The sequence below is a fragment of the Ruegeria sp. YTSC199 genome, from assembly GCF_059609725.1.
On sequence record NZ_JBXWMF010000010.1, the window covers coordinates 50,843 to 73,433 of the forward strand.

Annotated in this window: 22 protein-coding genes and 1 pseudogene; 13 read left to right on the forward strand and 10 right to left on the reverse strand. The window is 58.5% G+C overall.

The genetic code is table 11. From position 1 onward, the window contains the following. Window positions 1–9 precede the first annotated feature (9 nt). Genes kdsA through AC2FEE_RS11440 form a run of 3 tightly spaced genes read right to left on the reverse strand, consistent with a single transcriptional unit; the run spans window position 10 to window position 3,060 of the window. Window positions 10–843, reverse strand: a complete 834-nt coding sequence (gene kdsA, locus AC2FEE_RS11430; protein WP_496865293.1) for a 3-deoxy-8-phosphooctulonate synthase — start codon at window positions 841–843, stop codon at window positions 10–12. A gap of 5 nt (window positions 844–848) precedes the next feature. Beyond that, the gene (locus AC2FEE_RS11435; RefSeq protein ID WP_496865294.1) at window positions 849–2,423 is read right to left on the reverse strand and encodes a KpsE/RkpR family capsule polysaccharide export protein; all 1,575 of its coding nucleotides are present in this window, start codon (window positions 2,421–2,423) and stop codon (window positions 849–851) included. Next, window positions 2,401–3,060 (reverse strand): ABC transporter ATP-binding protein, encoded by a 660-nt coding sequence (locus AC2FEE_RS11440; RefSeq protein WP_496865295.1) that lies wholly within the window; start codon window positions 3,058–3,060, stop codon window positions 2,401–2,403. Before AC2FEE_RS11440 ends, AC2FEE_RS11435 begins: the two co-directional genes overlap by 23 nt. Window positions 3,061–3,288: 228 nt before the next feature. Here AC2FEE_RS11440 and AC2FEE_RS11445 point away from each other — a divergent pair, with 228 nt between their 5' ends. Next, complete coding sequence (locus AC2FEE_RS11445) at window positions 3,289–3,876, forward strand: uracil-DNA glycosylase family protein (RefSeq protein WP_496865297.1); 588 nt, start codon at window positions 3,289–3,291, stop codon at window positions 3,874–3,876. Beyond that, window positions 3,869–4,657: an SseB family protein gene (locus tag AC2FEE_RS11450; protein WP_496865298.1), complete on the forward strand. Its 789-nt coding sequence runs from the start codon at window positions 3,869–3,871 to the stop codon at window positions 4,655–4,657. The genes AC2FEE_RS11445 and AC2FEE_RS11450 overlap by 8 nt, the downstream gene beginning before the upstream one ends. A 40-nt stretch (window positions 4,658–4,697) precedes the next feature. Here the strand turns inward: AC2FEE_RS11450 and yghU are convergent, their stop codons facing one another. Continuing rightward, complete coding sequence (gene yghU / locus AC2FEE_RS11455; protein WP_496865300.1) at window positions 4,698–5,576, reverse strand: glutathione-dependent disulfide-bond oxidoreductase; 879 nt, start codon at window positions 5,574–5,576, stop codon at window positions 4,698–4,700. Window positions 5,577–5,806: 230 nt separating this feature from the next. Here yghU and AC2FEE_RS11460 point away from each other — a divergent pair, with 230 nt between their 5' ends. Further along, window positions 5,807–6,325 carry a YHS domain-containing (seleno)protein gene (locus AC2FEE_RS11460; RefSeq protein ID WP_496865301.1) on the forward strand — a complete coding sequence of 173 codons (519 nt, stop codon included), beginning with the start codon at window positions 5,807–5,809 and terminating at the stop codon, window positions 6,323–6,325. 53 nt (window positions 6,326–6,378) lie between these two features. Here the strand turns inward: AC2FEE_RS11460 and AC2FEE_RS11465 are convergent, their stop codons facing one another. Then, a complete protein-coding gene (locus tag AC2FEE_RS11465; protein ID WP_496865302.1) occupies window positions 6,379–7,032 on the reverse strand; it encodes a DnaJ domain-containing protein in 654 nt (217 codons plus the stop codon). A 215-nt stretch (window positions 7,033–7,247) separates the two neighbouring features. Then, the gene (metF, locus tag AC2FEE_RS11470) at window positions 7,248–8,114 is read right to left on the reverse strand and encodes a methylenetetrahydrofolate reductase [NAD(P)H] (protein WP_496865304.1); all 867 of its coding nucleotides are present in this window, start codon (window positions 8,112–8,114) and stop codon (window positions 7,248–7,250) included. A gap of 94 nt (window positions 8,115–8,208) precedes the next feature. Between metF and AC2FEE_RS11475 the strand changes: the two genes are divergently transcribed. The 4 genes from AC2FEE_RS11475 (at window position 8,209) to AC2FEE_RS11490 (ending at window position 11,207) form a co-directional block, all read left to right on the forward strand. Continuing rightward, window positions 8,209–9,114, forward strand: coding sequence for a LysR family transcriptional regulator (locus AC2FEE_RS11475; protein WP_496865499.1), 906 nt, complete (start codon window positions 8,209–8,211; stop codon window positions 9,112–9,114). Between the two features lie 96 nt (window positions 9,115–9,210). Beyond that, complete coding sequence (locus tag AC2FEE_RS11480; protein WP_496865306.1) at window positions 9,211–9,996, forward strand: inositol monophosphatase family protein; 786 nt, start codon at window positions 9,211–9,213, stop codon at window positions 9,994–9,996. A 187-nt stretch (window positions 9,997–10,183) separates the two neighbouring features. Next, on the forward strand, window positions 10,184–10,555 hold the full coding sequence (locus AC2FEE_RS11485; protein WP_496865308.1) for a hypothetical protein: 372 nt from the start codon (window positions 10,184–10,186) through the stop codon (window positions 10,553–10,555). Between the two features lie 148 nt (window positions 10,556–10,703). Beyond that, a complete protein-coding gene (locus tag AC2FEE_RS11490) occupies window positions 10,704–11,207 on the forward strand; it encodes a hypothetical protein (RefSeq protein WP_496865309.1) in 504 nt (167 codons plus the stop codon). Between the two features lie 88 nt (window positions 11,208–11,295). Here the strand turns inward: AC2FEE_RS11490 and AC2FEE_RS11495 are convergent, their stop codons facing one another. Continuing rightward, window positions 11,296–12,237, reverse strand: coding sequence for a pirin family protein (locus AC2FEE_RS11495; RefSeq protein WP_496865310.1), 942 nt, complete (start codon window positions 12,235–12,237; stop codon window positions 11,296–11,298). A gap of 305 nt (window positions 12,238–12,542) precedes the next feature. Between AC2FEE_RS11495 and AC2FEE_RS11500 the strand changes: the two are divergent. Next, a pseudogene (locus AC2FEE_RS11500) lies at window positions 12,543–13,355 on the forward strand (pirin family protein); the annotation flags it as partial. Between the two features lie 66 nt (window positions 13,356–13,421). Continuing rightward, the gene (locus AC2FEE_RS11505) at window positions 13,422–14,396 is read left to right on the forward strand and encodes a 2-dehydropantoate 2-reductase (RefSeq protein ID WP_496865311.1); all 975 of its coding nucleotides are present in this window, start codon (window positions 13,422–13,424) and stop codon (window positions 14,394–14,396) included. 5 nt (window positions 14,397–14,401) lie between these two features. On the opposite strand, the gene AC2FEE_RS11510 is transcribed toward AC2FEE_RS11505, so the two are convergent. The 3 genes from AC2FEE_RS11510 to hrpB form a co-directional block, all read right to left on the reverse strand. Continuing rightward, window positions 14,402–15,880, reverse strand: coding sequence for an inorganic phosphate transporter (locus AC2FEE_RS11510; protein WP_496865313.1), 1,479 nt, complete (start codon window positions 15,878–15,880; stop codon window positions 14,402–14,404). 91 nt (window positions 15,881–15,971) lie between these two features. Then, window positions 15,972–16,430, reverse strand: coding sequence for an NUDIX hydrolase (locus tag AC2FEE_RS11515; RefSeq protein ID WP_496865314.1), 459 nt, complete (start codon window positions 16,428–16,430; stop codon window positions 15,972–15,974). Between the two features lie 140 nt (window positions 16,431–16,570). Beyond that, complete coding sequence (gene hrpB, locus AC2FEE_RS11520; protein ID WP_496865316.1) at window positions 16,571–19,024, reverse strand: ATP-dependent helicase HrpB; 2,454 nt, start codon at window positions 19,022–19,024, stop codon at window positions 16,571–16,573. A gap of 130 nt (window positions 19,025–19,154) precedes the next feature. Between hrpB and meaB the strand changes: the two genes are divergently transcribed. The 4 genes from meaB to AC2FEE_RS11540 all read left to right on the forward strand — a co-directional run bounded on the left by meaB (window position 19,155) and on the right by AC2FEE_RS11540 (window position 22,590). Next, window positions 19,155–20,132 carry a methylmalonyl Co-A mutase-associated GTPase MeaB gene (gene meaB, locus AC2FEE_RS11525; protein WP_496865318.1) on the forward strand — a complete coding sequence of 326 codons (978 nt, stop codon included), beginning with the start codon at window positions 19,155–19,157 and terminating at the stop codon, window positions 20,130–20,132. 112 nt (window positions 20,133–20,244) lie between these two features. Next, a complete protein-coding gene (locus tag AC2FEE_RS11530; protein WP_496865320.1) occupies window positions 20,245–21,429 on the forward strand; it encodes a Hint domain-containing protein in 1,185 nt (394 codons plus the stop codon). 119 nt (window positions 21,430–21,548) lie between these two features. Beyond that, window positions 21,549–21,836 (forward strand): 50S ribosomal protein L28, encoded by a 288-nt coding sequence (rpmB, locus tag AC2FEE_RS11535; RefSeq protein WP_496865322.1) that lies wholly within the window; start codon window positions 21,549–21,551, stop codon window positions 21,834–21,836. A gap of 403 nt (window positions 21,837–22,239) precedes the next feature. Beyond that, window positions 22,240–22,590 carry a hypothetical protein gene (locus AC2FEE_RS11540; RefSeq protein ID WP_496865324.1) on the forward strand — a complete coding sequence of 117 codons (351 nt, stop codon included), beginning with the start codon at window positions 22,240–22,242 and terminating at the stop codon, window positions 22,588–22,590. Window position 22,591: the final 1 nt, after the last annotated feature.

Consider the following 22,591-nt stretch of genomic DNA (forward strand, 5'->3'; position numbering starts at 1 on the left):
CGCTCTTGATTAAATCTGAATTGGGTTGGCTTTGGCCAATGCATCAAAGCGCATCAATGTGTCAATCAATTGAGGCATTTGGTCCAGATAGATCATATTCGGACCATCACAGGGCGCGTTGTCCGGGTCCTGATGCGTTTCCATAAACACAGCTCCAGTACCAACCGCCACCGCAGCCCGTGCCATGACCGGGGCAAATTCTCTCTGTCCGCCAGACGAACCGCCCTGTCCACCGGGTTGCTGCACCGAATGGGTGGCGTCCATCACCACCGGGTACCCAGTCTGGGCCATCTGCGGCAGCGACCGCATGTCGGCAACCAGCGTATTGTATCCAAACGACGAGCCGCGTTCCGTCAGCAGGATTTTCGTGTTCCCGGTGCTTTCGATCTTGGCCACGATGTTCGGCATTTCCCACGGGGCAAGAAACTGACCCTTCTTGACGTTGATCACAGCGCCGGTGTTGCCAGCAGCCAGCAGCATATCGGTCTGGCGGCACAGGAAAGCCGGGATTTGCAGTACATCAACCGCATCGGCGACAATGGCGCACTGGGTCTCAGTGTGAACGTCAGTCAGAACCGGAATGCCCATCGTCTTGCGGATATCGTCCAGAACCTTCAGCCCGGCATCAATCCCCATGCCGCGCGCGCCGGACAATGATGTCCGGTTGGCTTTGTCATACGAAGCCTTGAAGACATACTGCGCACCGGCGGCATCGCAGGCCTCTTTCATTTTACCGGCGATCATCTGGGCATGATCTGCGGTTTCAAGCTGGCAAGGACCGGCAATGATCGTCAGAGGCAGATCATTGCCGACCGTGAGATCGGAGATTTTTACATGTTTCATGGGTCTTAAGAGGATACCTGTTCACGAAGGACCGACGCGGTAAGCGAGATCATCAGGTAGATACCAGCAAACAACAGGAAAGCCAAAATCGTATTTTCGAACTTGCGCGGATAGGTCGGTTCTTCGCTTGCGACGGGGTTCACCGAAACCGTCAGGTAACGCACTTTGCGGTTGGCCTCGGTCCGCGTGGTTTCCATCTGCTCCATTGCGGTTTGCAGCATCAAATCGCGTGCCACAAGGTCGGCCTGCGCCATCTGAATCCGCACACTCAGCCGTGCCAACGAGTTTTCACCTGCCGAGACGTCCAGCATTTCGTCATTCAGTTCGGCCAATACGACCTCGAGCCTTTGAATGTCTGCGCGGACACCGTCAACCTTGGCCTGGTTCGGGCGCAGGTTGTCCAGAAGAGCGGCGAGCTGCAGTTCCTTTTCCTGCAATTCGATTTCGATCACATTGATCCGCGCCCGCAGCCCGGCAAGGACGTTTTCCGGATCCAGCACCGCCCCCTGCAATTGCAGTTCAATCAGTTCTTCCTGCGCTTTTCTGCGTTCTTCCTGCGCCAGTTCAAATCCGGCCCGGGCATCGCGCATCTGATCTTCGCGCTTCAATTCAGTCAAACCGTTGATGGTTTCCTCGGCGTAAGACAGCAGAAGAGAGGACAGCTCGACCGATATTTCCGGGCTTGGGGCCGCTACCTCCATACGGATGATGCCGTCACTTGGGTCATACCCGATGGTGACCATCCGTTTGTACAGCTTATAAGTATCCTCCAGCGTCGCGTCCTGAGGCAGGCGCTGAATCGGGTCTATCCACTCCTGCTTGAAAATCTCCGAGAAATCAGTGTCGTTCTCAAGCCGGACCAGCGCGTCCTTTGATTCCAGAAACTCCTGTGTGGCGACCGAGTCCTGCGCGGTGGCGTATTGGGTGCCTGCCAGGAACCCGCCAAAGGACGCACCACCGCCATCTGCCTGCAGGATCGAAAAGGCCGAGTCGCTTGCATACATCGGTGTTGCAACCCGGTAGAAATAAGTACCGACGGTCACAGTCGGGAGCAGAACAAACACCGCGAGCCGAGCGAACAGCGCAAACAGTTTACGTCTGCGACGGCGCGCGATGTCCCTTTGGATTTCACCGATTTCCAGATTGCGCCGTTCTGCAGGGCTCAACTCGGGGCCCGGCAGGGTTTGGGGTGATTCTTTGACCGTCTGCGGCAGCTGGATGGTGATTTTGTCCCTGGCCTTGTCTTCCACGTCTTTCTTCTCGGCCGCCAGATCCAGCAGATTGGCCCTCTCGAAGGGGTCGATGCCCTTTTGACGCAGCAGTCGCACCGCGTCGTAATCCGACGTCGCTGCTAGGCCGTTTTTCTGCGCCAGGCGCCGCGCCACGCGAAGTTGCCGCCCGGTCAGACCCTCACGCTTGATCGCATCTATATCGGTCGCGGGCTGAGGATCATTTGCAACCTCAGATGTTTGCGTTGCCTTTCTTATGCGCGAAATGGCATCGGCACGCGCGTCCGCTGAGCTCGCGTCCTGACGGTCGCGTCGCCAGCGGTATTTCTTAGCCTTGGGCTTGGTAGTCATATAGCTGTCGTGCCTCTTCCAAGGTTTCGAACATGTAAAGCTGCCCGTCCAGAAGAACGGCAGCTTGCTGTGCAAACTTCTCGAGAACGGTGGGGCTGTGCGATACAATGACCAGAGTCGTTGTGCGCAACCGCTCTTTCAGGATGTCGCCCGCCTTTCGGTTGAATTCCACATCCGTTGTTGCCGGCATCCCTTCGTCAATCAGGTACATGTCGAAATCCAACGCCAACATCAGGGCAAAGGTAAAGCGTGCCCGCATACCGGATGAATAGGTGCCGAGCGGTTGGTCGAAGTATTCACCCAGGCCACATAGCCATTTGCAATACGCTTCGACATAGTCGGGGTCCATACCGTAGATTTTCGCGATATAGCGGGCATTTTCCAGGGCAGAGAGTTTTTTTGCCACGCCGCCGGAGAACCCCATCGGGAACGAGATTCGACAGGATTTGCGGATTACGCCCTCGTCGGGTTTTTCCAGCCCGGCCATCATGTTGATCAGCGTGGTCTTGCCGGTGCCATTTGGGGCCAGAATGCCGACGGATCGGCCAAGCTCGATCCGGAACGAGACCCGGTCCAGGATCACCTTGCGGCGCGTCCCGGTCCAGAAGGACTTGCTGACATTCTCGAACTCAAGCATCCAAGACCTGCTGTTCTTGCATTTGTTGCACCGATCCGACCGGTGAGGGAACGGAGAATTTACCGGTCCATATTGGCTACATTATGTCGAAATATGAAACAAATGATCAATGCGCGTGGAAGCGACCATTTGGTACTGTGACTAATGCATCGGTTGGACCGCAGCAACGCGTTGACTATCTTTCACTTCGACCGTCAACCAGTTTGATACAGGAAATCTTGCGATCTGATGAACTCTTTGCAGAAAGAGATTGAAGCCTGCCGCATCTGCGCAGACAGATTTAGGGCCACGCAAACCGCGCATGAACCGCGCCCAGTGGTCTGGTTTCAGAACGGCACACCGCTGCTGATTGCGGGGCAGGCGCCAGGCGCGCGGGTTCATGCCTCGGGCCGTCCGTTCACTGATCCGTCCGGCGACCGCTTGCGAGACTGGCTGGGGATAGATGCGGAGATGTTTTATGACCGCGCTCGCGTGTCGATCGTGCCGATGGCGTTCTGCTTTCCGGGTTACAACGAACGCAAAGCCGACCTGCCGCCTCCGCCGGTCTGCGGTCGAACGTGGCACAACAGAGTGATGGACGAGCTGGGGCAGGTGCCGCTGACTATTCTAGTCGGTGGGCACGCGCACAAGTACCACCTTGGTGCACGCGGTTCGGTTACGGATACGGTGCGGGGCTGGCAAGACCATGCGCCGCAGGTCTTTCCCTTGCCTCATCCGTCCTGGCGGAATACGGCATGGTTGAAGAATAACCCGTGGTTCGAAACCGAACTGCTGCCGGTTCTGCGCGCGCGGGTGCAAGAGGTTCTGAATGACTGACACGACCGCCCTTGATACCGCCCACGCCGCTATGGAGGCCAATCCGCAGGACGACGCAGCGCGGTTGCGCTTCTTCGAAAGGCTCGCCGACGGCGAACTGTTCCTGTTGCTGGCCGAAGAGGCACAGGATGAAAACATTACGCCCGAGCTGTTCGATGTCGCCGATGGCCGGTTCGTATTGGCCTTCGATCGCGAAGACCGACTGGCCCGGTTCGCAGAACGCCCCGTGTCCTACGTGGCGCTTTCGGGGCGGGTTCTGTCCGGGATGCTGGCGGGGCAGGGGATCGGTCTTGGACTGAACCTCGAGGTCGCGCCGTCCTCGATGCTGATCCCGGCTGAGGCGCTGGGCTGGCTGGCTACAACGCTGGAACATGCGCCGGAAGAGGTGCACCAACGTCTGGCCGAGTTTCAACCTCCGGCCGGCTTGCCGGATGTATTGCTGAAGGCGCTGGACGCGAAGCTGGCGACAGCCACTGGCTTGGCCGAAGCCGCATTTCTGGTTGGCACCAAATCAGAAGATGGAGGCGCAGGGCATCTGCTGGGCTTTGTCGGCGCGGTTGAAGGCGCTGAATCTGCGCTGGCCAAAGCGGCATCCGAGGCTCTGACCTTCTCCGGTATCGAAGCCGGGGCGATGGATGTCGGGTTCTTCGGCCCGCATGACCCCGTGGCGGCAGCATTGGCACGTGTTGGTTTGAAATTCGACCTGCCGCAGCCCGAACAAAGGATGGTTCAACAGATCACACCAGGCAGCGACCCGGACAAGCCACCAATTCTGAAATAGGAAAACCCCGCAACCCGTTGGATCGCGGGGCTGTGCGTTGTTATTCCGCTGCGGCTTCGAGTTTATCCTGCGTGCGGGTTTCAAAATCGCTGGCGTCATGGCGCTCGTGCAGCTGGGTGTGCGGCTCACCAAACGCGCGGTTGACCATACGGCCCCGCTGAACCGCGGGGCGCGCATCGACAGCCTTGGCCCAACGCATCACGTTTTTATAGGACGCCACATCCAGGAAGTCGGCCGCGCTGTACAGGCGGCCCAGAACCAGCTGGCCGTACCAGGGCCAGATCGCCATGTCAGCGATGGTATAGTCTTCACCCGCGATATAGGTGTTCTCGGCCAGTTGACGGTCCAGAACGTCCAGTTGGCGCTTGGCTTCCATGGCAAAACGGTTGATCGGGTATTCCCATTTCTCGGGTGCGTAGGCGTAGAAATGGCCGAAGCCCCCGCCCAGATAAGGCGCACTGCCCATCTGCCAGAAGACCCAGTTCATAACTTCGGTCCGTTCGGGGCCCGATTTCGGCAAGAAAGCGTCGAACTTCTCCGCCAGATGAAACAGGATCGAAGCGCTTTCAAAGACACGCATAGGTTCATCGCCAGACCGGTCCCACAGCGCGGGGATTTTCGAGTTCGGGTTCGCCTCGACAAAGCCCGAGCTGAACTGGTCGCCCTCGCCGATATTGATCAGCCACGCGTTGTATTCGGCACCTTCATGACCCAGTGCCAGCAATTCCTCCAGCATGACGGTCACTTTGACACCATTGGGGGTCGCCAGCGAATACAGCTGCAGCGGATGGCGCCCGACCGGCAGGTCCTTGTCATGGGTGGCACCAGCGATGGGGCGGTTGATGTTGGCAAACTGGCCGCCGCTTTCGCTGTCCCAGGTCCAGACTTTGGGGGGCGTGTATGGGGATTGCTCGGTCATCTGTCGTCTTTCTCAGCAAAGTTCGAGTGAATTGTCCGTCCGCCACAACAGCTAATGTTGCAAAGCCCCGAGTCCAACCCCGGATGTCAAAGAGGTTTTGTAACAATCGGGGTCGAACCTCTCACGTTTTTTCATCCGACCTCACAGCGGCGCGAGCAGGACTGCCCATCGGAGCGAAAATACCTATTCTCTCTGCAACGCCAAACCCAAAGGACAAAAGGATTGACCCTATGAAACGCTTTGCCCTGACTTTCGCGACTGCTCTGACCCTTGCCGTTCCGGCTTTTGCCGGGGATCAATATGTGGACGGCACCGGGTTTGCCGTGTCGGGTTATGACGTAGTCGCCTATCGCGGCCTGGATCAGGTGCCAGTTGGCCAGTCCCAGCCCGAAGCGGTACGCGGTAATGCGGATATCACGGCAGAGTACAACGGCGTGACCTGGGCGTTTTCGTCCGAAGAGAATCGCGACAAGTTCCTTGAAAACCCGGCTTATTACGCACCGCAGTACGATGGCCACTGCGCCTATGGTGTCTCTAAAGGCGGAAAGGTTCCGGCGAACCCGAACCTATGGCGGATTGTTGACGACAAGCTGTACCTGAACATCACGGATGTTGTTGTTGGGTTCTGGGAAGAGGATGTCCCTGGGAACATCAATCTTGCTGAAGGAAACTGGCCGGGGATCGAAGCCGATGGCGCATCAACAAGTGTTATTCCGAAATTCACCTCGGAAGGGCCGGTTGCGAACTAAACCACCGCTCGTCAAAGATGAACCCGGTCTTCACCAGGCCGGGTTTTTTCTATTCAGCTGGCTAGCCAAAAGTCATCCCGCATTTGCTGATCCGCATCGAACTTTATGCGTACGCTTTTCGCTCCGGGGAATTTTCGCGCTGTGATCGTTTCCGGAACCACGACCTCACCCGCACCGGAATCATTGGACTGAAAGCTCAGCACCTCGGTTTCCATTCGCCGGGCCGCAGCCAGGAACGAGGTCGGCAGCGCCACACGGTTCGACCCTTCCTGCACCGGGGTCGGAACGAAATAGGTCAGATGACGGCCATAGAAACCGACCGCATCGGGGACATGGTCCGCTTCGGCGATGCCGTGTGGGTCTGGGTTTGGTTCAGCACCGTCCGGGCTGTGCGCCAAAGCGGTGTTCAGCAATATGCGGCAGGCGTCTATGTCGGTGCTTTCAAGTTCGATCACGCGTTTGCGCAGCTTCGGCCGCCGGGGCGCGCCGGTGGTTTTCCCTTTGGTGGTCAGTCCTTCGCGGCGCAAAAAGTCATACGCCTCTTTGGCACGCGCAAAATGGGTGCAGTCGCCGTTTCTATGATCTGGATGAGCACGAAATGCGATGTGGCGCCAGGCATCCCGGATATCGTTGGACTCTGCTGTCTGGTCCAATCCCAGAGCCGCCAATGCGTCAGCGCGCGCATTTATCTTCTCAACTGGCTCCATACCCAAGTAACTCTTTAAACAAACACAACAACCTCAGTTTGAAGAAGTGCAGGGCTTTGTCAAATTTTGCGAATATTTATCGCGGCTCAGGGGACAGTCTGTCCAAGAGCAGATTATTGTTCTTGCATGAGCTGCGGCTGCCAAAAGTGCCGCAACCCCACGAAAAAAGCCCGGAGCCTGAGCGGGATCCGGGCGAAGATGATTAACAGGAAGGTTCAGGCGACGTTCTGCAGTTCGGCCCGCGGTGTAATACCCAGCGCAAAGCACACGTCACGTGTCAGCTCCGGCCGGTTCAGCGTGTAGAAATGCAGCTTGTCCACGCCGCCATCGATCAGGTCGGAACACAGCTCAGTACACAGAGCGGTGGCCAGCAGATCTTCACGATCATCGCGAACTGCCTTTTCAAAGGCGTGTTCGATCCAGTCGGGAATATGTGTTCCACACCGGCGGGCAAAGTTGCGGGCACCTTTCCAGTTCTCGATCGGCAGGATGCCGGGCACGATGGGCTTGTCGATGCCAGCCTTTTCGCAAGCGTCGCGGAACCGGAAAAACGTCTCGGCTTCGAAGAAGAACTGAGTCAGCGCTTCGTCCGCACCGGCGTCCAGCTTGGCCTTGAGCCAGTCAACATCCGCCGCAAAATCACGCGCTTCTGGGTGCTTGTCGGGATATGCCCCAACGCGAATGCTGAACATCTCGGTTTCCGACAGCGCTTCGATCAGTTCAACCGAATTGGCGAATCCTTCTGGGTGTGGCTGGAAGCGATCCTGGCCCTTGGGGGGATCGCCTCGAAGGGCAACAATACTCTGCACTCCGGCTCGTGCGAAGGTATCGGCGATTTCAAGTGTCTCTTGGCGTGACGCGTCAACGCATGTCAGATGTGCGGCTACCTGCAGGCCAGATGACTTGTGCAGCGTTGCCACCGCCTCGCGCGTCAACTCTCGCGTTGTGCCCCCTGCGCCATAGGTGACTGAGACAAAACGCGGCTCCAAAGGTGCCAGAGTCTGAACCGTGTCCCAAAGACGGAACGACGCCTCAAGCGATTGCGGAGGGAAGAACTCGAATGAGATTTCAGGTTTCGTCATAATTGCCTCACACGTCCAAACTGAGACACTTGTGCCAGTTTCTGCATTGTGAGACAAACTCATATTACTCAAGAACAACATGAGCCTTATTGCAATGCACATTGAATTTCGCCACCTGCGTACGATCAAAGCCATTCATGAATGCGGTGGCCTGGCCCGTGCAGCAGACCAGTTGAATATTACGCAATCGGCTTTGAGTCATCAAATCAAGGGGTTGGAGGATCAGGCCGGGGTCGAGCTGTTTCAGCGCCGGTCCAAGCCGATGAAGCTGTCGGCGGCAGGTTTGCGCCTGTTGCGGTTGGCAGAACAGATTCTGCCGCAGGTCGAAGCGACGCAACAGGAGTTTTCGTCGCTGCGTGATGGCCGCACCGGGCGAATGCATATCGCTATCGAATGCCACGCCTGTTTTGAATGGCTGTTTCCGGTGCTTGAGTCCTTCCGTAAGTCCTGGGGCGATGTAGATGTCGATATCCGTCCGGGACTTGCTTTTGACGCATTGCCCGCTTTGCAGAAGGAAGAGGTCGATCTGGTCGTCTCATCCGACCCCGAGGATCTGCCGGGTGTCGAGTTCATCGAACTGTTCGACTATGACGCGGTTTTTGTTGCGGCCTCAACGCACCCATTGGCGCAGAAGGATTTCATCGAGGCCGAGGATTTCCGGGGCCAGACCCTGATCACTTATCCGGTCGAACGCACACGCCTGGATATCTTTAGCCAGTTGCTGATCCCCGCACGCGTCGAACCTGCCGCGATCCGGCAGGTCGAACTGACCGCGGTGATCCTGTTGCTGGTGGCGTCGAACAGGGGTGTTTCAGTGCTGCCCGACTGGGTCGTGCGTGAGGTGAAGTACAATTCCGACTACGTCACCCGTCCACTGACTAAAGACGGGATCACCCGCAGGCTTTACGCTGCGGTGCGCACCGAAGATCTTGAAAAACCCTATGTACAAAAGCTAATCGAACTGGCTGAAACCGAGGCGCGCAAACTGCAGAAGCAATAGGTGCGAAACGCGGATCTGCTATGCGCATCATTCCTCTTGGCAAGGGCGCGTTGCCCCAGTATACGCGCGGTTTGACCGAACAGGAGCCGTTGGACAATGGTAGGCAGTGCAAACCTCAACATCATGATCAAGGCCGCGCGCAAGGCGGGGCGTTCGTTGGTCAAGGATTTTCGCGAAGTCGAGAACCTTCAGGTGTCGATGAAAGGCGCGGGTGACTTTGTCTCCAAGGCTGATATTGCAGCCGAGGAAATCCTGAAAGAGGAACTGCTGGGCGCGCGCCCGACCTATGGCTGGCTAGCCGAAGAGGGCGGTTCCATCGCTGGCGAAGACCCGACCCGCCGCTGGATCGTTGACCCGCTGGACGGCACTACCAACTTTCTGCACGGCCTGCCGCACTGGGCGATCTCAATCGCACTGGAGCACAAGGGTAAGATTGTCGCCGGTGTGATCTATGACGCCGCCAAGGACGAGATGTTCTTTGCCGAAAAAGGCGAAGGCGCATGGATGAACGACACCCGTATCCGTGTTTCGGGCCGGCATCGCATGATCGAGTCGATCTTCTCGACCGGTCTGCCTTTCGGCGGTCGTTCGGACCTGCCTGCAACACTGCAGGACCTGGCTCGTCTGATGCCTGCCTGCGCCGGTGTGCGCCGCTGGGGGTCTGCGGCGCTGGACATGGCCTATGTGGCTGCTGGCCGTTACGAAGGATTCTGGGAACGTCGTCTCAACGCCTGGGATCTGGCCGCGGGGATCATCATCGTGAAAGAAGCCGGTGGTTTCGTGCAAGCCCTGAAGCCCGAAGGCAGCGTGCTTGAGGATGGTGAGGTGATCTGTTCGAACGAACCGATCTTTGACCAGTTCTCCAAGATGATCCGGGGTTGATACACCGACATACCAGTTGATCAAGCGCGCCCCGTTCAAGGCGCGCTTTTTCGTTTCAGAGGTTGGTGCGGCGCGCCAGACCGGTCTCATCCGCCAAATGCGCGACAACAGAGGCGACGGCGAGGTTCTGTAGCCCGACGCCGTTTCCATCAAACAGGGTGATCTCATCCTAGCTTGTCCGTCTAGGATGATTGCGGTCGATCACCGCACCGATGGGGGTGACTTGCGCGGCGTTCAGGTCACAGCTGGCGACGACAAGTTTTTTCTTGCAAATGGAAATCGACTGGCCGACCTCGTCGGCGAATACAGTGACGTATACGACCCAATTGATGCTCACTTGAAGATAACCGAAGATGGCAGCAAAGAGTTCTTTTCGTTCTTAACGTTTGGTCTGCTTGGCGAGCAGACTACGTCGTTCACTTACAAACTAAAAGCCGGGGAAATCAAAGAGGTTAAGTTTGAAGATATCGGTATTGCCAAAGAGCCGAAAGTCATCCGTTTCAACCAAACAACATACTGTCTGATGAAGACAAGCAAGCTCAGATTGCAATTGGTGTAAAGGACAACTTCCTCATTGTTTCAGTGCTTCAATCCAACGAATCCTCAGCCGAAACATTTGGTTCTAGCATAGGTTTGGTAGGCGTTCCGACCCAACCTCCAATGGCAACGGAAACATCGATCAGTGCTATTATTCAAGTAACGGTGAGTTGGTTGCCCCCGGAAGCATCGATGAGTTTTCCCCCTCGGTATCCGCACTGCAAGCCTATTACAGAGATGCACTCCCGGAGGCAGTAATTGCGGCAAGCGCTTCAGTTGAACGTGCGCTCTATAGCACTTGTGATCTCGCACTCCGTGGGGTCGCAGGAAAGGGCAAAAGGGAGAACTTTCTTGAGAACCAATGCAATTTCTCCGGGCAAATTAACATTCTAAGCAAGATCATCTATGATTTGATATTCAACGGAACTCTTCCGAAGAGCTTTACCGTGTTTCTGAACCGTCTGAAAAACTTGCGGAATGACGTAGCTCATTATGGTGCGTTCAAAAAAGATGTAAGCGCTGAAGAGGTTTACCGCCTCATTTGCATCGTTGAATTTGGCGCTCATTTGTTTCGCGCGATGACCTTGGTGCTGCGTGGGAAACCATTGACACCGCATCCTCCAACATCGGCGGCATTCAGCCTTGGAGGTAAGGCTATGTGGCTTAACTGCTAAATCCGTCATCGCTACAACCTCAACTAAGGCGGCAACATTGTACAACATCCATAGCTACTTCTCTCACGGAGTGCTGCTTGGGCTATGGCTACTTCTTCGGTAAAGGGATGAACTCCTGATCATCCCCGGGTGGCAGGTGGAACCGTGGGTTGCTATCCCACGCCTCGGCCCTCCAAGCTTCCTTGGCTTCCTCGATGCGCTCTTTGGACGAAGCCACGAAGTTCCACCAGATATGCCGGGGTCCTTCAAGCGTCTCACCGCCCAAAAGCATCACCCGTGCGCCTCGTTCACCCGCTTTCATCGACACCCGATCACCGGGACGAAAAACCATCATCTGACCCGCATTGAAGGTATCCCCGGAGACGGTCACTGAACCTTCAACGACGTACACACCCCGATCCTCGTGGTCATCTGGTAGTGGCAAGCTTGCTCCTGCTTGAAGGACAGCATCGGCGTAGAACATTTCTGCAGGCGTCTCGACCGGCGCACGTTCCCCGTAGGCGTTACCGAGGATCAGGCGCACCTCTTTGCCTTCACTTTCCAACACCGGCAAAGCATCGGCAGGGGCGTGTTCAAAGGTGGGGTCTAGGTCCTCATGGTCCTTTGGGAGCGCAACCCAAGTTTGAATACCGAAGAACGGCATGGGGTCCACTTGGGTTTCATCGTCGGTTCTCTCCGAGTGTGTGATGCCTCGACCAGCTACCATCCAGTTCACCGCACCCGGCTCGATCCATGAGTCAGTCCCGAGGCTGTCGCGGTGGTGCATACGCCCACGGTGGAGATAGCTGATCGTTGCTAATCCGATGTGAGGGTGGGGGCGTACGTCCATCCCCTTTGAGGGCAGAAACTCAACGGGTCCCATTTGATCGAAAAAGATAAAACTTCCAACCATCTGGCGCTTCGGCGCCGGCAGGGCGCGGCGTACTTCGAAGCCACCCAGATCGCGGGCGCGAGGGACGATTACGGTTTCGATTGCATCCACGGCGTCACCAGTGGGACAATGGGGGTCTAGCGCAGGGTTCCAAGACATGGGGCGTACTCCTTTGGCTCTGCTATTAAGATGGCCCAAAGGAACGGGGAGTGAACCCCAGGGGACGCTCAGGGAGTGCGCGGGTTTGCACACTTAATCACTTAAGATCAGGTGGTGTGCTTTTTGGGTCAAAAACCTGAGTGGGTTACGATTGCTTAATCCTGCCCGCTATCCCCCGTGGCCTCTTGGATTACCCCGGGATAACCTGCGAGATACCCACGGGATGCTCCGGTTGGCCGTGCGCCGCCTAGAAAACCACTGGGTTGGCGCTATTTGATAGGCCCTAAACATATTATCGAATAAAATTCTTCGACCAGATGGGCCCCGCCCAGTTCATCACCGATGGCGGCATCGACGTTCGCCCGCATCCGCATATCGGTCTGGGCACCGTCACTTACCTGTATCAGGGTGAATTCGAACATCGCGACAGTCTTGGCACCCATCAGATGATTTACCCAGGCGAGGTCAACTGGATGGTCGCCGGGCGTGGCGTCACTCATTCGGAGCGCACCAGTGTGGAAACGCGTGCCCAAAAACACAGCCTGTTTGGTATCCAGACCTGAATTGCCTTGCCAGAAGCGCATAAGGATATGGCCCCCGATTTCGAGCATCACAAACAAACCGCCTTGCCGCACATTCAAGACAACGGGGTCAGTGCCCGCCTGATCCTCGGCTCGGCTTTTGGCGAGACCAGCCCGGTCACGATGTTATCCGAGACCTTTTATCTGGACGTACAGCTTGACCCGGATGCCGCGTTCCCCCTGCCGGACGATCACGAGGACCGGGGCGTCTACGTCACGCAGGGCTCGGTCGAGATTGCCGGTGACAGGTTCGAGGAAGGCCGCATGATGGTGTTCCGCCCGGGTGACCGCCTTTCGGTCCAAGCCGGACCTCTGGGCGCGCGGCTCATGCTATTGGGTGGTGCGACGCTGAACGAGGATCGTTATATCTGGTGGAATTTCGTGTCATCGTCGAAGGAAAAGATCGAGGCCGCCACCCGTGAATGGAAAATCGCCGATTGGGCGAATGGCGCGTTCCACCTGCCTCCGGGGGATGATCGGGAGTTCATTCCGATCTCGGAAGAACTGGAGCGCACTCGGCCACGATTGGCGCGCTGACCAAGCGTCATGGGGCCTTGCCTGAGGCGCTGATCCCGGCGATCCTTCGCGCCGGGGAGGGGCTTCATGAAGATCGTGATCGCAGGCGCAGGTAGTATCGGGTGCTTTTGTGGGGCCTTACTGGCCAATGCGGGCCATGGCGTAACCCTGCTGGGCCGGTCGCGCATTTTGGACCCGATCCGCGACAAGGGGCTAACGGTCACGGACTACTCGGGCCTGAACCGTCACGTGCCCGCGCGGTTGTTGACCTTAACCGAGGACCCAAGCTGTCTGACCAACGCAGAAGCCGCGATTGTGACAGTCAAGACTGGCGCGACGGCTGAAATTGCCGCCCGGATTGCCCAATATACACCGTTAGACACCCCGGTCCTGTCTTGGCAGAACGGGATGGACAACGCCCGTATTCTGCGTGCGGCCCTACCGGAACACGACGTTAGGGCCGGGATGGTGCCATTTAACGTAGTGCCGACCGACCCGTCTTGTTTTCACCGTGCGACCTCGGGCGAGATTGTCATTCAAAGCGGTCCCGCTGCGCTGGGCAAAAGGCTCGGAAACCCCGATCTGCCGGTCGTCGAGAGCGACAGCATCGACGCGGTACAATGGGGCAAGCTGGTGATCAATCTCAACAATGCGTTGAACGCGCTGTCGGGCCTGACGTTGAAAGAGCAACTATTGGACCGCAACTGGCGGCGGCTGATGGCGGATCAGATGGTCGAAGCTCTGGCGGTTCTCAAGGCAGCAGATCACCCGGTGGCTTCGACCACACCGCTGCCTGCGTGGGTAACACCGCATATCCTGCGGCTGCCGACGCCGGTTTTCTCGCGGATAGCGGCGCGGATGCTGACCATCGATCCCAGCGCGCGAACCTCGATGTCATATGACCTGATGGCAAGGCGCTCGACTGAGATTGACAGCCTGCAAGGTGAGATCATTCGCCTTGGCGCGCAGTTTGGTGTGGCGACCCCGATCTGTGCCAAAGTGCGGGCGTTGATCGAACAGGCGCCCGAAACCGCACTGTTGCCGGGCCAGATCTCGCTCTAGCCGGGTCAGGTAAAGGCCGTCAGAAACACGAATGTCGCCGCTGACATCGTCGCAGCCGCGGGTACGGTAATGACCCAGGCCGCCACAATCGTCATGAAATGCGAGCGACGCACAAGCTTGCGGCGCTGACGCTCTTCGCGGGCCAGACGCTGTTCGGCGGGGCGCTGGCGGTTCGTTTGCTTCCAGCGGCGATCCGAGTGCCATTCGCGGTAGAATCCAACTCCGAACACCGCACCCACGGCGATGTGGGTGGAACTGACCGGCAGTCCCAGCCAACTGGCCACGATCACCGTGATTGCAGCCGACAGCGCCACACAGAAGGCGCGCATCGGGTTCAGTTTGGTGATCTGGCTGCCCACCATCCGGATCAGTTTGGGGCCGAACAGGAACAGACCGAACGAAATCCCAAAGGCACCGATCACCATGACCCAGCTTGGGATTGCCACTTTCGAGGCGAAATCGCCAAACTCAGCCGCGTGTACGATGGCCGCCAGAGGGCCAACAGCATTGGCAACGTCATTGGCGCCATGCGCGAAGCTGAGGAATGCGGCCGAGATCACTAGCGGCAGGCCAAACAGTGTTTTCAGAGACTTGGTGCGGTTTTCCATCCCTTCGGACTTGCGCCGTACCCATGGCACCGTAACCGACCAGGCCAGCAGGCCCGAGGCCAGACCAATCAGCAGGGCCATCTCCAGCTCGATCTTCACGATCCGCTTCAGCCCTTTGACGGCCAGATAGGTGGCAAATGCTGCCGCCATGACGGCGACAAGGATTGGAACCCATCGCCGAGCGGCGGCAATCTTGTCGTCTTGATATTGGATCTTGGTCTTGATCAACGCCAGAAAGCACGCTGCAATCACCCCGCCCAGAACCGGTGAGATCACCCAGCTTGCGGCGATGGCGCTCATCGTGCCCCAGCTGACAGCGCTCAGACCTGCTGCAGCAATGCCTGCGCCCATCACGCCCCCAACGACCGAATGCGTGGTCGAAACCGGTGCACCGACCCAGGTGGCAAGATTGACCCACATTGCCGAAGATATCAGCGCGGCCATCATTGCCCAGATGAATACACTGCTGTTCTGGACCGAGGCCGGGTCGATGATTCCCTTTGAAATGGTCGAAACCACATCTCCGCCAGCCAGTAACGCGCCCGCGCTTTCCGCGATGGCCGCGATAACGATCGCACCGCCCATGGTCAGAGCATTTGCGCCAACCGCAGGCCCCATGTTGTTGGCCACATCGTTGGCACCGATATTGACCGCCATGTAAGCCCCGAAAACCGCTGCGGCGACTACGATCAAACCGCCATCGGCCTGTCCGAAAAACACTGCAGCCGACAGACCGGCCAATGCGATAAAGGCCAGTGCGATGCCGGGTGCCATCATCGGGCGCGCAACATGGACACTCGCACTTTCGACACGCGAGATGCGGTGCAGGTCGCTGTCCAGCGCCTGCCAACGGGGTTTTGTAGTCATGTTCGACATGGGATTTCGCGGCTTATTTGCGTTGCCGAACGCGGCTAGACGGTTTCACGAGCGTGAGCAACCGCTTTGTCTTCAATTTTTTGCGAAACTGTTACAGTTGGAGCAGTATGTCGCGCAGTTCCGGCTCATTTACACGCTCAGCCGCTGTCGCAGGAGCAACCCAAGCCCGCTTGCGTTCATCTGCTTCTGGAAACGCATTCGCAAGATTCAGAACCTCGATCCGGTAGACACTGGTCAACACTGGAAGGGCCGACCCATCTTTCAGGATTTTCTCGTAGGTAAAATGGCCTATCGGCTCTTTGGCAGGGATGAGCGCGCGCACGCCAGCCTCTTCCCAGGCTTCCTGCAGGGCGGTTTCCGCACCATCCTTGCCATCAATCGGCCAGCCCTTGGGGATGATCCAGCGTCCGGTATCTCGGCTGGTGATCAGCAAAACCTCTGGCCCGGCCTCGCGTTCCCGGGTGCACAGCGCAGCAACCTGCACCCGCTTGGGGCGCAAGAATATGGGTCGTGCGACCTCATCCCAGATGTTTCGCAACCATTTTGTCATAAACTGATCAATTGCACGCGCGTTACCGTTAAGCCGCAGAGATATAGCAACACAAAGCTGCATCTTCAATGAGCCTTTTTTGTAAGTTAGTGCGCCTTCGTTGCCTGCCCAGATATCTCGTTGAAAACCTGAACAAAAGGTCAATCGCGGTTTTGTCTCCTTCGGTTGGCGCGCAGGGTGGGGTCGGCTTGGGTTGGGTCTTCGGGCCAGGGATGTTTGGGGTATTGCGCGCGCATATCCTTGCGAACGTCCGCATATGACCCGGCCCAGAAACCCGGCAGGTCCCGAGTGATCTGGATCGGGCGTTGCGCCGGAGACAGCAGGGTGATCTTCAGCGCCTCGCCGCCCACTACGGGATGGCGGGTTACACCGAACAATTCTTGCAGGCGGACCGAAATCTCGGGCACCGCGCCCCCGTAATCAATCGGTACCTTACGCCCCAGTGGTGTTTCAAACGAGCCCGGCGCGCGGCGGTCCAGCTCTTGCGTCTGGTTCCAGTCCAGTCGGGTGCACAGGGCGGGCAGCAGGTCAAACCGTTTCCACTCGTCGACGTTGCGCACACCCGAGAGCATCGGCAACAGCCAGTCTTCAAGGGTATCGGTAAGTCCCTCGACGGTGAAATCGGGCAGGTCCGCACCCTCAGCCCGCACCAGTTCCACCCGTGCAGCGAGCCGCGCCGCGGCGCCGTCAAGTCGCAGGCCAAGATCGCGCACACCGTTCAGCATTGCATGTGCCACCACATCGTCAGGCACGTCCTTCCAGATGCGGTCGTTCAGAGTGATTGCGCCGAATCGCTCTTGTTGGCGCGCCACTACCCGACGGTGGCGCTTTGACCATTCGCAGCTGTCGATCCATTCGATCTGATCCGCAAACATATCGCGGATTTCCCGTTCCGAGATCTGGGCCGCCATGCGCACGCGTGCCTCACGCGGGTTGCCGCCGGTATCCGTGACCACGAGATAGGGCGCGGCGGCTAGTGTGTCGCTACTGTCCAGCACAACCCCTTTTCCGCCCGACAGGACATAGCGCGGCACATCGCCCTTGCGGCGTTGTCCGATTCGGTCGGGATAGGCCAGCGCGGCCATGGATGCGGGACTCAGGTCGGAGGAGTTGCCTTGTTTGCGCAGCCGTTTGGCTTCGGCCTTGATCCGATCCACTGCACCCGGGTTCACCGTCCAGACACGGTTACGTTGAAACGCGCGTATGTCGCGCAATGCTTCCAACCGCAGCAGCATATCCGCCGGGGCACCTTTGAGTGGATCGCGGTCTGCCATCAGCGCGGCCAAAGGTGCGGCGCCTGATCCAGCCCGAACCAGCATATGTCCCAAACGCGGGTGCAGAGGCAACGTGGCCAGTGCGCGCCCGTGATCGGTGATCCGCCCCTTGGCATCCAGCGCGCCCAGCATGTTCAGCAGGGCCTCGGCCTCGGCCATGGCGCCTTCAGGCGGCGACGTCAGGAAGGCCAGGTCGCCCGGCCCCGCGCCCCATAGCGCCAGTTCCAAGGCCAGCCCGGTCAGGTCGGCCGCCTCGATTTCGGCCGGGGGATAGGCGGCCAGAGCGCCTTCTTCTCCTTTGGACCACAACCGATAGCAGACCCCTTCGGCCACGCGCCCGGCGCGGCCTGCGCGCTGGGTGGCCTCGGCTCGCGTCACGCGCTCGGTCACCAGCCGTGACATGCCCGAGCCCGGATCGAAACGCGCCCGCCGCGCTTGGCCCATGTCGACTACCACACGGATGTCGGGAATGGTCAGCGAGGTTTCGGCGATCGACGTGGCCAGCACCACTTTGCGCCCCTCGTCAACTGGCGCAATCGCGGTTCGTTGGGCGGAAAAGGGCATCGCTCCGAACAAGAGACGTACCACGCAATCGCCAGGCAAACGTCCGGACAAGGCGGTCTCGGCGCGCCGGATTTCGCCCTCGCCGGGTAGGAAGACAAGAACACCGCCGCCGGCTTTGCGCGTGTCCCTTTCAGCCTGAATCACAAGATCGACCAGAGCGTCCAATCGCCTTGCCTGCGGAGCCAAAGGCCGGTCCAGCCAGCGGGATTCGACCGTATAGCTGCGCCCCTCGGAGGTGACCAGAGGGGCCTCCATCAGCCGCCCTACGGGCTCAGCATCCAGTGTCGCCGACATGGCCAACAGGATCAGGTCGTCCCGCAGCGCGCCGGTAACCTCAAGGCACAAGGCCAGCCCCAGATCGGCGTTCAGAGAGCGTTCATGGAATTCGTCAAAGATCACCGCACTAACGCCGGGCAGGTCGGGATCGGATTGCAGCATTCGGGTCAGGATACCCTCGGTGACCACCTCGATCCGCGTTGATTTCGACACCTTGGCGTCACCACGCACGCGGTAGCCGACAGTTTCACCCGCGCGCTGGCCCAGCGTTTCAGCCATACGTTCGGCGGCTGCGCGCGCGGCCAGCCTGCGTGGTTCCAGCATCACGATCTTGTCGTCGCACAAACCCGCCTCGAGCATCGCCAAGGGTACCCGCGTCGTTTTGCCCGCACCCGGAGGGGCCTGCAGAACGGCGCGGCCCGAGGCCTTGAGAGCCGCAAGCAGGTCGGGGATGGCATCGTCGATGGGCAGGCGTGTCATGTGGGCTTTATCCGCCAACCGCCCGGCAAGGTCCAGTTCCGACGCACTGCGTCAATTCTCATGGTTCTTGGCACTGGACAAACCCCGTTCTGCTACGCCATCAAGGCGAAAATCGGGTAGAGGGACGCGCATGAATACTGTTGAGCTGGGCGACAAGATTTTGAACGGTGAACGACGCGCGCTGGCCCGGGCGATCACTCTGGTCGAAAGCGGTCGCGATGACCACCGGGCACAGGCGACCGAGTTGCTGGCCCATGTAGCCAAGCTCCAACGGCAATCTTTGCGCATTGGTCTGTCGGGTACGCCAGGGGTGGGTAAATCCACCTTTATCGAAAGTTTCGGTATGATGCTGATCGGGCAGGGCCTACGCGTTGCGGTTTTGGCGGTCGATCCCAGCTCGGCCCGGTCGGGTGGCTCGATTTTGGGTGATAAAACCCGGATGGAACGTCTGAGCCGTGAAAAAAACGCCTTTATCCGCCCGTCGCCCAGCCAGTCGCATCTGGGCGGTGTTGCGCGCCGCACGCGTGAGGCGATTGCCCTGTGCGAAGCGGCTGACTTCGATGTCGTACTGATTGAAACCGTGGGCGTGGGCCAATCGGAAACCGTGGTGTCGGAAATGTCGGACCTGTTCCTGTTGCTGTTGGCGCCTGCAGGCGGGGACGAACTGCAGGGCGTCAAGCGCGGCATCATGGAGATGGCAGACATGATCTTGGTCAACAAGGCGGATGGAGACCTGAAGGCCACCGCCACCCGAACCTGCGCCGACTATGCTGGGGCTCTTCGCCTGCTGCGCAAACGCCCGCAGGACCCAGAAGGGTTCCCCAAGGCGATGACGGTCTCGGCGGTCGAAGAACACGGGTTGGAGGATGCGTGGTCCGAGATGCAATCCCTCGCCGAGTCGCGCCGGGAAAGTGGCCACTGGGACGCGAACAGGGCGGCGCAGGCGCAGTATTGGTTCGAGCAGGAGGTGCGCGCTGCGCTTCTGGCGCAGCTGTCTACCGCGCAGGCGCGAGCTGATATGGAAAACTTGGGCGCGCAGGTGCGGGCGGGCGGGCTGAGCCCCTCAGCTGCTGCGGAAACCATGCTGATGTCACTGATTTCGCGTTAGCAACTGTTCCGGACCGGGGCGCGGCGGACCTTCCATCCAGAGTTGTGTTGTTACCTGACGGTGGCGCAGAATAGTGTTATTCTGACACTCCCGAAGTACTGGACTGGTCCGAATGCCCCGCATAAATGGGACAAATAGCGACGACGATATCGACGTCACAAACAATAGCGGTACCCTGAACGGGAACCCGCAGGGGTCTCCTATTGACAATATCCGGGGGCGGGGTGGTGACGACGACATTAACGTCACCAACAGCGTCATCGCCGACAACGTGATCGGCAATGCCGGAAGCGACACCATAATCGTTACCAACAGCACCGTTGGCGGCCGCGTTGCATCGGGGTCGGATGCCGACACCGTTGACATCACCGGCTCGACCGTTGGTTCCATTCGCCTGGGGGGCGGTGACGATACCCTGAATTTCAGCAGCACATCCGTCGACGGCGATATCCGCGGTGGCAACGGAACGGATACACTGAACCTGCCCGTAGGGACGGTGATCAATGACAGCGTTTTCGGCACCATCACGGTTGAGGATGGTGTCGGCTATTCGTTGTCCAGTGGCACATTTACCCTGCCGTCCGGGATCGCGGTCACGTATTCGACGTTCGAAAACGGCTCGGGGGTTCCCTGCTTTACCCGCGACACCGCTGTACTGACGCAGACCGGAGAGCGCCCGATTCAAAATCTGCGGATCGGGGATATGATCCCCACCATGGAGCACGGGCTGCAAAGCATCCGGTGGATTGGCCGTCGTGGGTTTGACCGGGCTGCATTGCTGAACAATCCGCGCCTTTGGCCGGTTCGCATCTTGGCCGGGGCGCTGGGCAACGGGCTGCCCCGGCGCGACCTGCTGGTTTCGCGTCAGCACAGGATGCTGGTGCAGTCAAAGATCGCAGAACGCATGTTTGGCACATCCGAAGTGCTGATCCCGGCGATCAAGTTAACCGTTTTGCCGGGGATTTTCGTCGATGAAACCGTTGCGGTAGTAGAGTATTATCATCTTTTATTTGACTGCCATCAGGTGATCTTCGCCGAAAACGCCCCGACCGAAAGCCTGTTCACCGGGGCTGAGGCCCTGAAATCGATTGGTGCGGACGCAAGGCGTGAGATTCTTGAGGTTTTTCCTGAACTGATCGAAAGGCGACTAACGCCACGGCCCGCGCGGTTTATTCCGCGTGGAAGGCAGCAGGCGCGCCTGCTGGAACGGCACCGAAAAAACAACAAACCGCTGTTGCGGGCACAAACCTACCCGGGCAGTGACGTCGGCTTAAAGAATTCGCGTGATCCGTCTTGACCCTTCCCGCGATTCCCACTACACGCATCCAACCAGTTTTCGGGCGCGACTTCGGGTTGCGCCCCTTGTGATTTGGCCGAGGGTGTAGTGCCCGGCCTCCAGAAACAAAGGAAGAAACCATGTCGCGCCGTTGCGAACTGACCGGAAAAGGCCCGATGACTGGCAACAATGTCAGCCACGCCAAAAACAGAACTCGTCGTCGTTTTCTGCCCAACCTGAACGACGTTACCCTGCAGTCCGAATCCCTGGGTCGTGGCGTCAAGCTGCGCATCTCGGCTGCCGCTCTGCGTTCGGTTGACCACCGCGGTGGTCTGGACGCGTTCCTGGCCAAAGCCAAGGACGAAGAACTGTCGGCAAACGCGCTGAAAGTGAAAAAGGAAATCGCCAAGGCACAAGCCTCGGCCTAAGCCCTTTTTTCTTGCGAAGAATTCGGCCCTGTACCGCAAGGTGCAGGGTCTTTTCTTTCTCGGGCCGTTCCTAAATTGGAACTAAAATTCCTCCCTTGGTGATATTGTTCACATACACATTGCTCTACCCGTCTTATGGTTAGTCATATTCATCTGGCGGAGTTCAGTCTCATGTCTTTTAAATTATCTGATTATTTCTCCCTGTTGGCGGCCTTTTTAGGCAAAACGTTTGGGACATGCTTTCGGATGCAACGACAGGTGAACAGGTTGCATACGAGCCTGACCAAAGGGTCTGTCAAACGTCCCGGCGTGGATAGCTGAAACGTAATCTGAATTAGAGGGCTTCAGGCGCATCCGTTTGCGCTTGAAGCCCGCTTTGCGTCGGGCTTATATCGGGCGCAGAATGAAACATCTTCTGAACAGATTCCTGCCTTTGGCACTGTCACTGCTCGTTATTCTTACGGGGCAGGGGGTGTCCGCATCGCGCGGAATGGATAGAGTGGTGGGGCAGGTGGTGCTGTGCACTGGCTCGGGTCCGGTGGTGGTCTATGTGGACGCCGAGGGCCAGCCGACGCAGCCTCCGCATTTCTGCCCCGATTATGCACTGACCCTTTTGGGTGCGATTGCGGTCGCGGCGCCCGAATTACCTGTGGCACCGGTGGCAGCACTGCCCGCGCCCTTGCACAAGACAGATAACCTGATTGCACTACCGGTACCGTACAGACCGGCGCGTGCGCCGCCGGTTCCGTTCTAGA

What these genes read in the sequence shown, in the direction of transcription:
- kdsA (WP_496865293.1), bottom strand. Translation starts at nt 843, where the DNA reads ATGAAACATGTAAAAATCTCCGATCTCACGGTCGGCAATGATCTGCCT.
- AC2FEE_RS11435 (WP_496865294.1), bottom strand. Translation starts at nt 2,423, where the DNA reads ATGACTACCAAGCCCAAGGCTAAGAAATACCGCTGGCGACGCGACCGT.
- AC2FEE_RS11440 (WP_496865295.1), bottom strand. Translation starts at nt 3,060, where the DNA reads ATGCTTGAGTTCGAGAATGTCAGCAAGTCCTTCTGGACCGGGACGCGC.
- AC2FEE_RS11445 (WP_496865297.1), top strand. Translation starts at nt 3,289, where the DNA reads ATGAACTCTTTGCAGAAAGAGATTGAAGCCTGCCGCATCTGCGCAGAC.
- AC2FEE_RS11450 (WP_496865298.1), top strand. Translation starts at nt 3,869, where the DNA reads ATGACTGACACGACCGCCCTTGATACCGCCCACGCCGCTATGGAGGCC.
- yghU (WP_496865300.1), bottom strand. Translation starts at nt 5,576, where the DNA reads ATGACCGAGCAATCCCCATACACGCCCCCCAAAGTCTGGACCTGGGAC.
- AC2FEE_RS11460 (WP_496865301.1), top strand. Translation starts at nt 5,807, where the DNA reads ATGAAACGCTTTGCCCTGACTTTCGCGACTGCTCTGACCCTTGCCGTT.
- AC2FEE_RS11465 (WP_496865302.1), bottom strand. Translation starts at nt 7,032, where the DNA reads ATGGAGCCAGTTGAGAAGATAAATGCGCGCGCTGACGCATTGGCGGCT.
- metF (WP_496865304.1), bottom strand. Translation starts at nt 8,114, where the DNA reads ATGACGAAACCTGAAATCTCATTCGAGTTCTTCCCTCCGCAATCGCTT.
- AC2FEE_RS11475 (WP_496865499.1), top strand. Translation starts at nt 8,209, where the DNA reads ATGCACATTGAATTTCGCCACCTGCGTACGATCAAAGCCATTCATGAA.
- AC2FEE_RS11480 (WP_496865306.1), top strand. Translation starts at nt 9,211, where the DNA reads ATGGTAGGCAGTGCAAACCTCAACATCATGATCAAGGCCGCGCGCAAG.
- AC2FEE_RS11485 (WP_496865308.1), top strand. Translation starts at nt 10,184, where the DNA reads ATGATTGCGGTCGATCACCGCACCGATGGGGGTGACTTGCGCGGCGTT.
- AC2FEE_RS11495 (WP_496865310.1), bottom strand. Translation starts at nt 12,237, where the DNA reads ATGTCTTGGAACCCTGCGCTAGACCCCCATTGTCCCACTGGTGACGCC.
- AC2FEE_RS11505 (WP_496865311.1), top strand. Translation starts at nt 13,422, where the DNA reads ATGAAGATCGTGATCGCAGGCGCAGGTAGTATCGGGTGCTTTTGTGGG.
- AC2FEE_RS11510 (WP_496865313.1), bottom strand. Translation starts at nt 15,880, where the DNA reads ATGTCGAACATGACTACAAAACCCCGTTGGCAGGCGCTGGACAGCGAC.
- AC2FEE_RS11515 (WP_496865314.1), bottom strand. Translation starts at nt 16,430, where the DNA reads ATGACAAAATGGTTGCGAAACATCTGGGATGAGGTCGCACGACCCATA.
- hrpB (WP_496865316.1), bottom strand. Translation starts at nt 19,024, where the DNA reads ATGACACGCCTGCCCATCGACGATGCCATCCCCGACCTGCTTGCGGCT.
- meaB (WP_496865318.1), top strand. Translation starts at nt 19,155, where the DNA reads ATGAATACTGTTGAGCTGGGCGACAAGATTTTGAACGGTGAACGACGC.
- AC2FEE_RS11530 (WP_496865320.1), top strand. Translation starts at nt 20,245, where the DNA reads ATGCCCCGCATAAATGGGACAAATAGCGACGACGATATCGACGTCACA.
- rpmB (WP_496865322.1), top strand. Translation starts at nt 21,549, where the DNA reads ATGTCGCGCCGTTGCGAACTGACCGGAAAAGGCCCGATGACTGGCAAC.
- AC2FEE_RS11540 (WP_496865324.1), top strand. Translation starts at nt 22,240, where the DNA reads ATGAAACATCTTCTGAACAGATTCCTGCCTTTGGCACTGTCACTGCTC.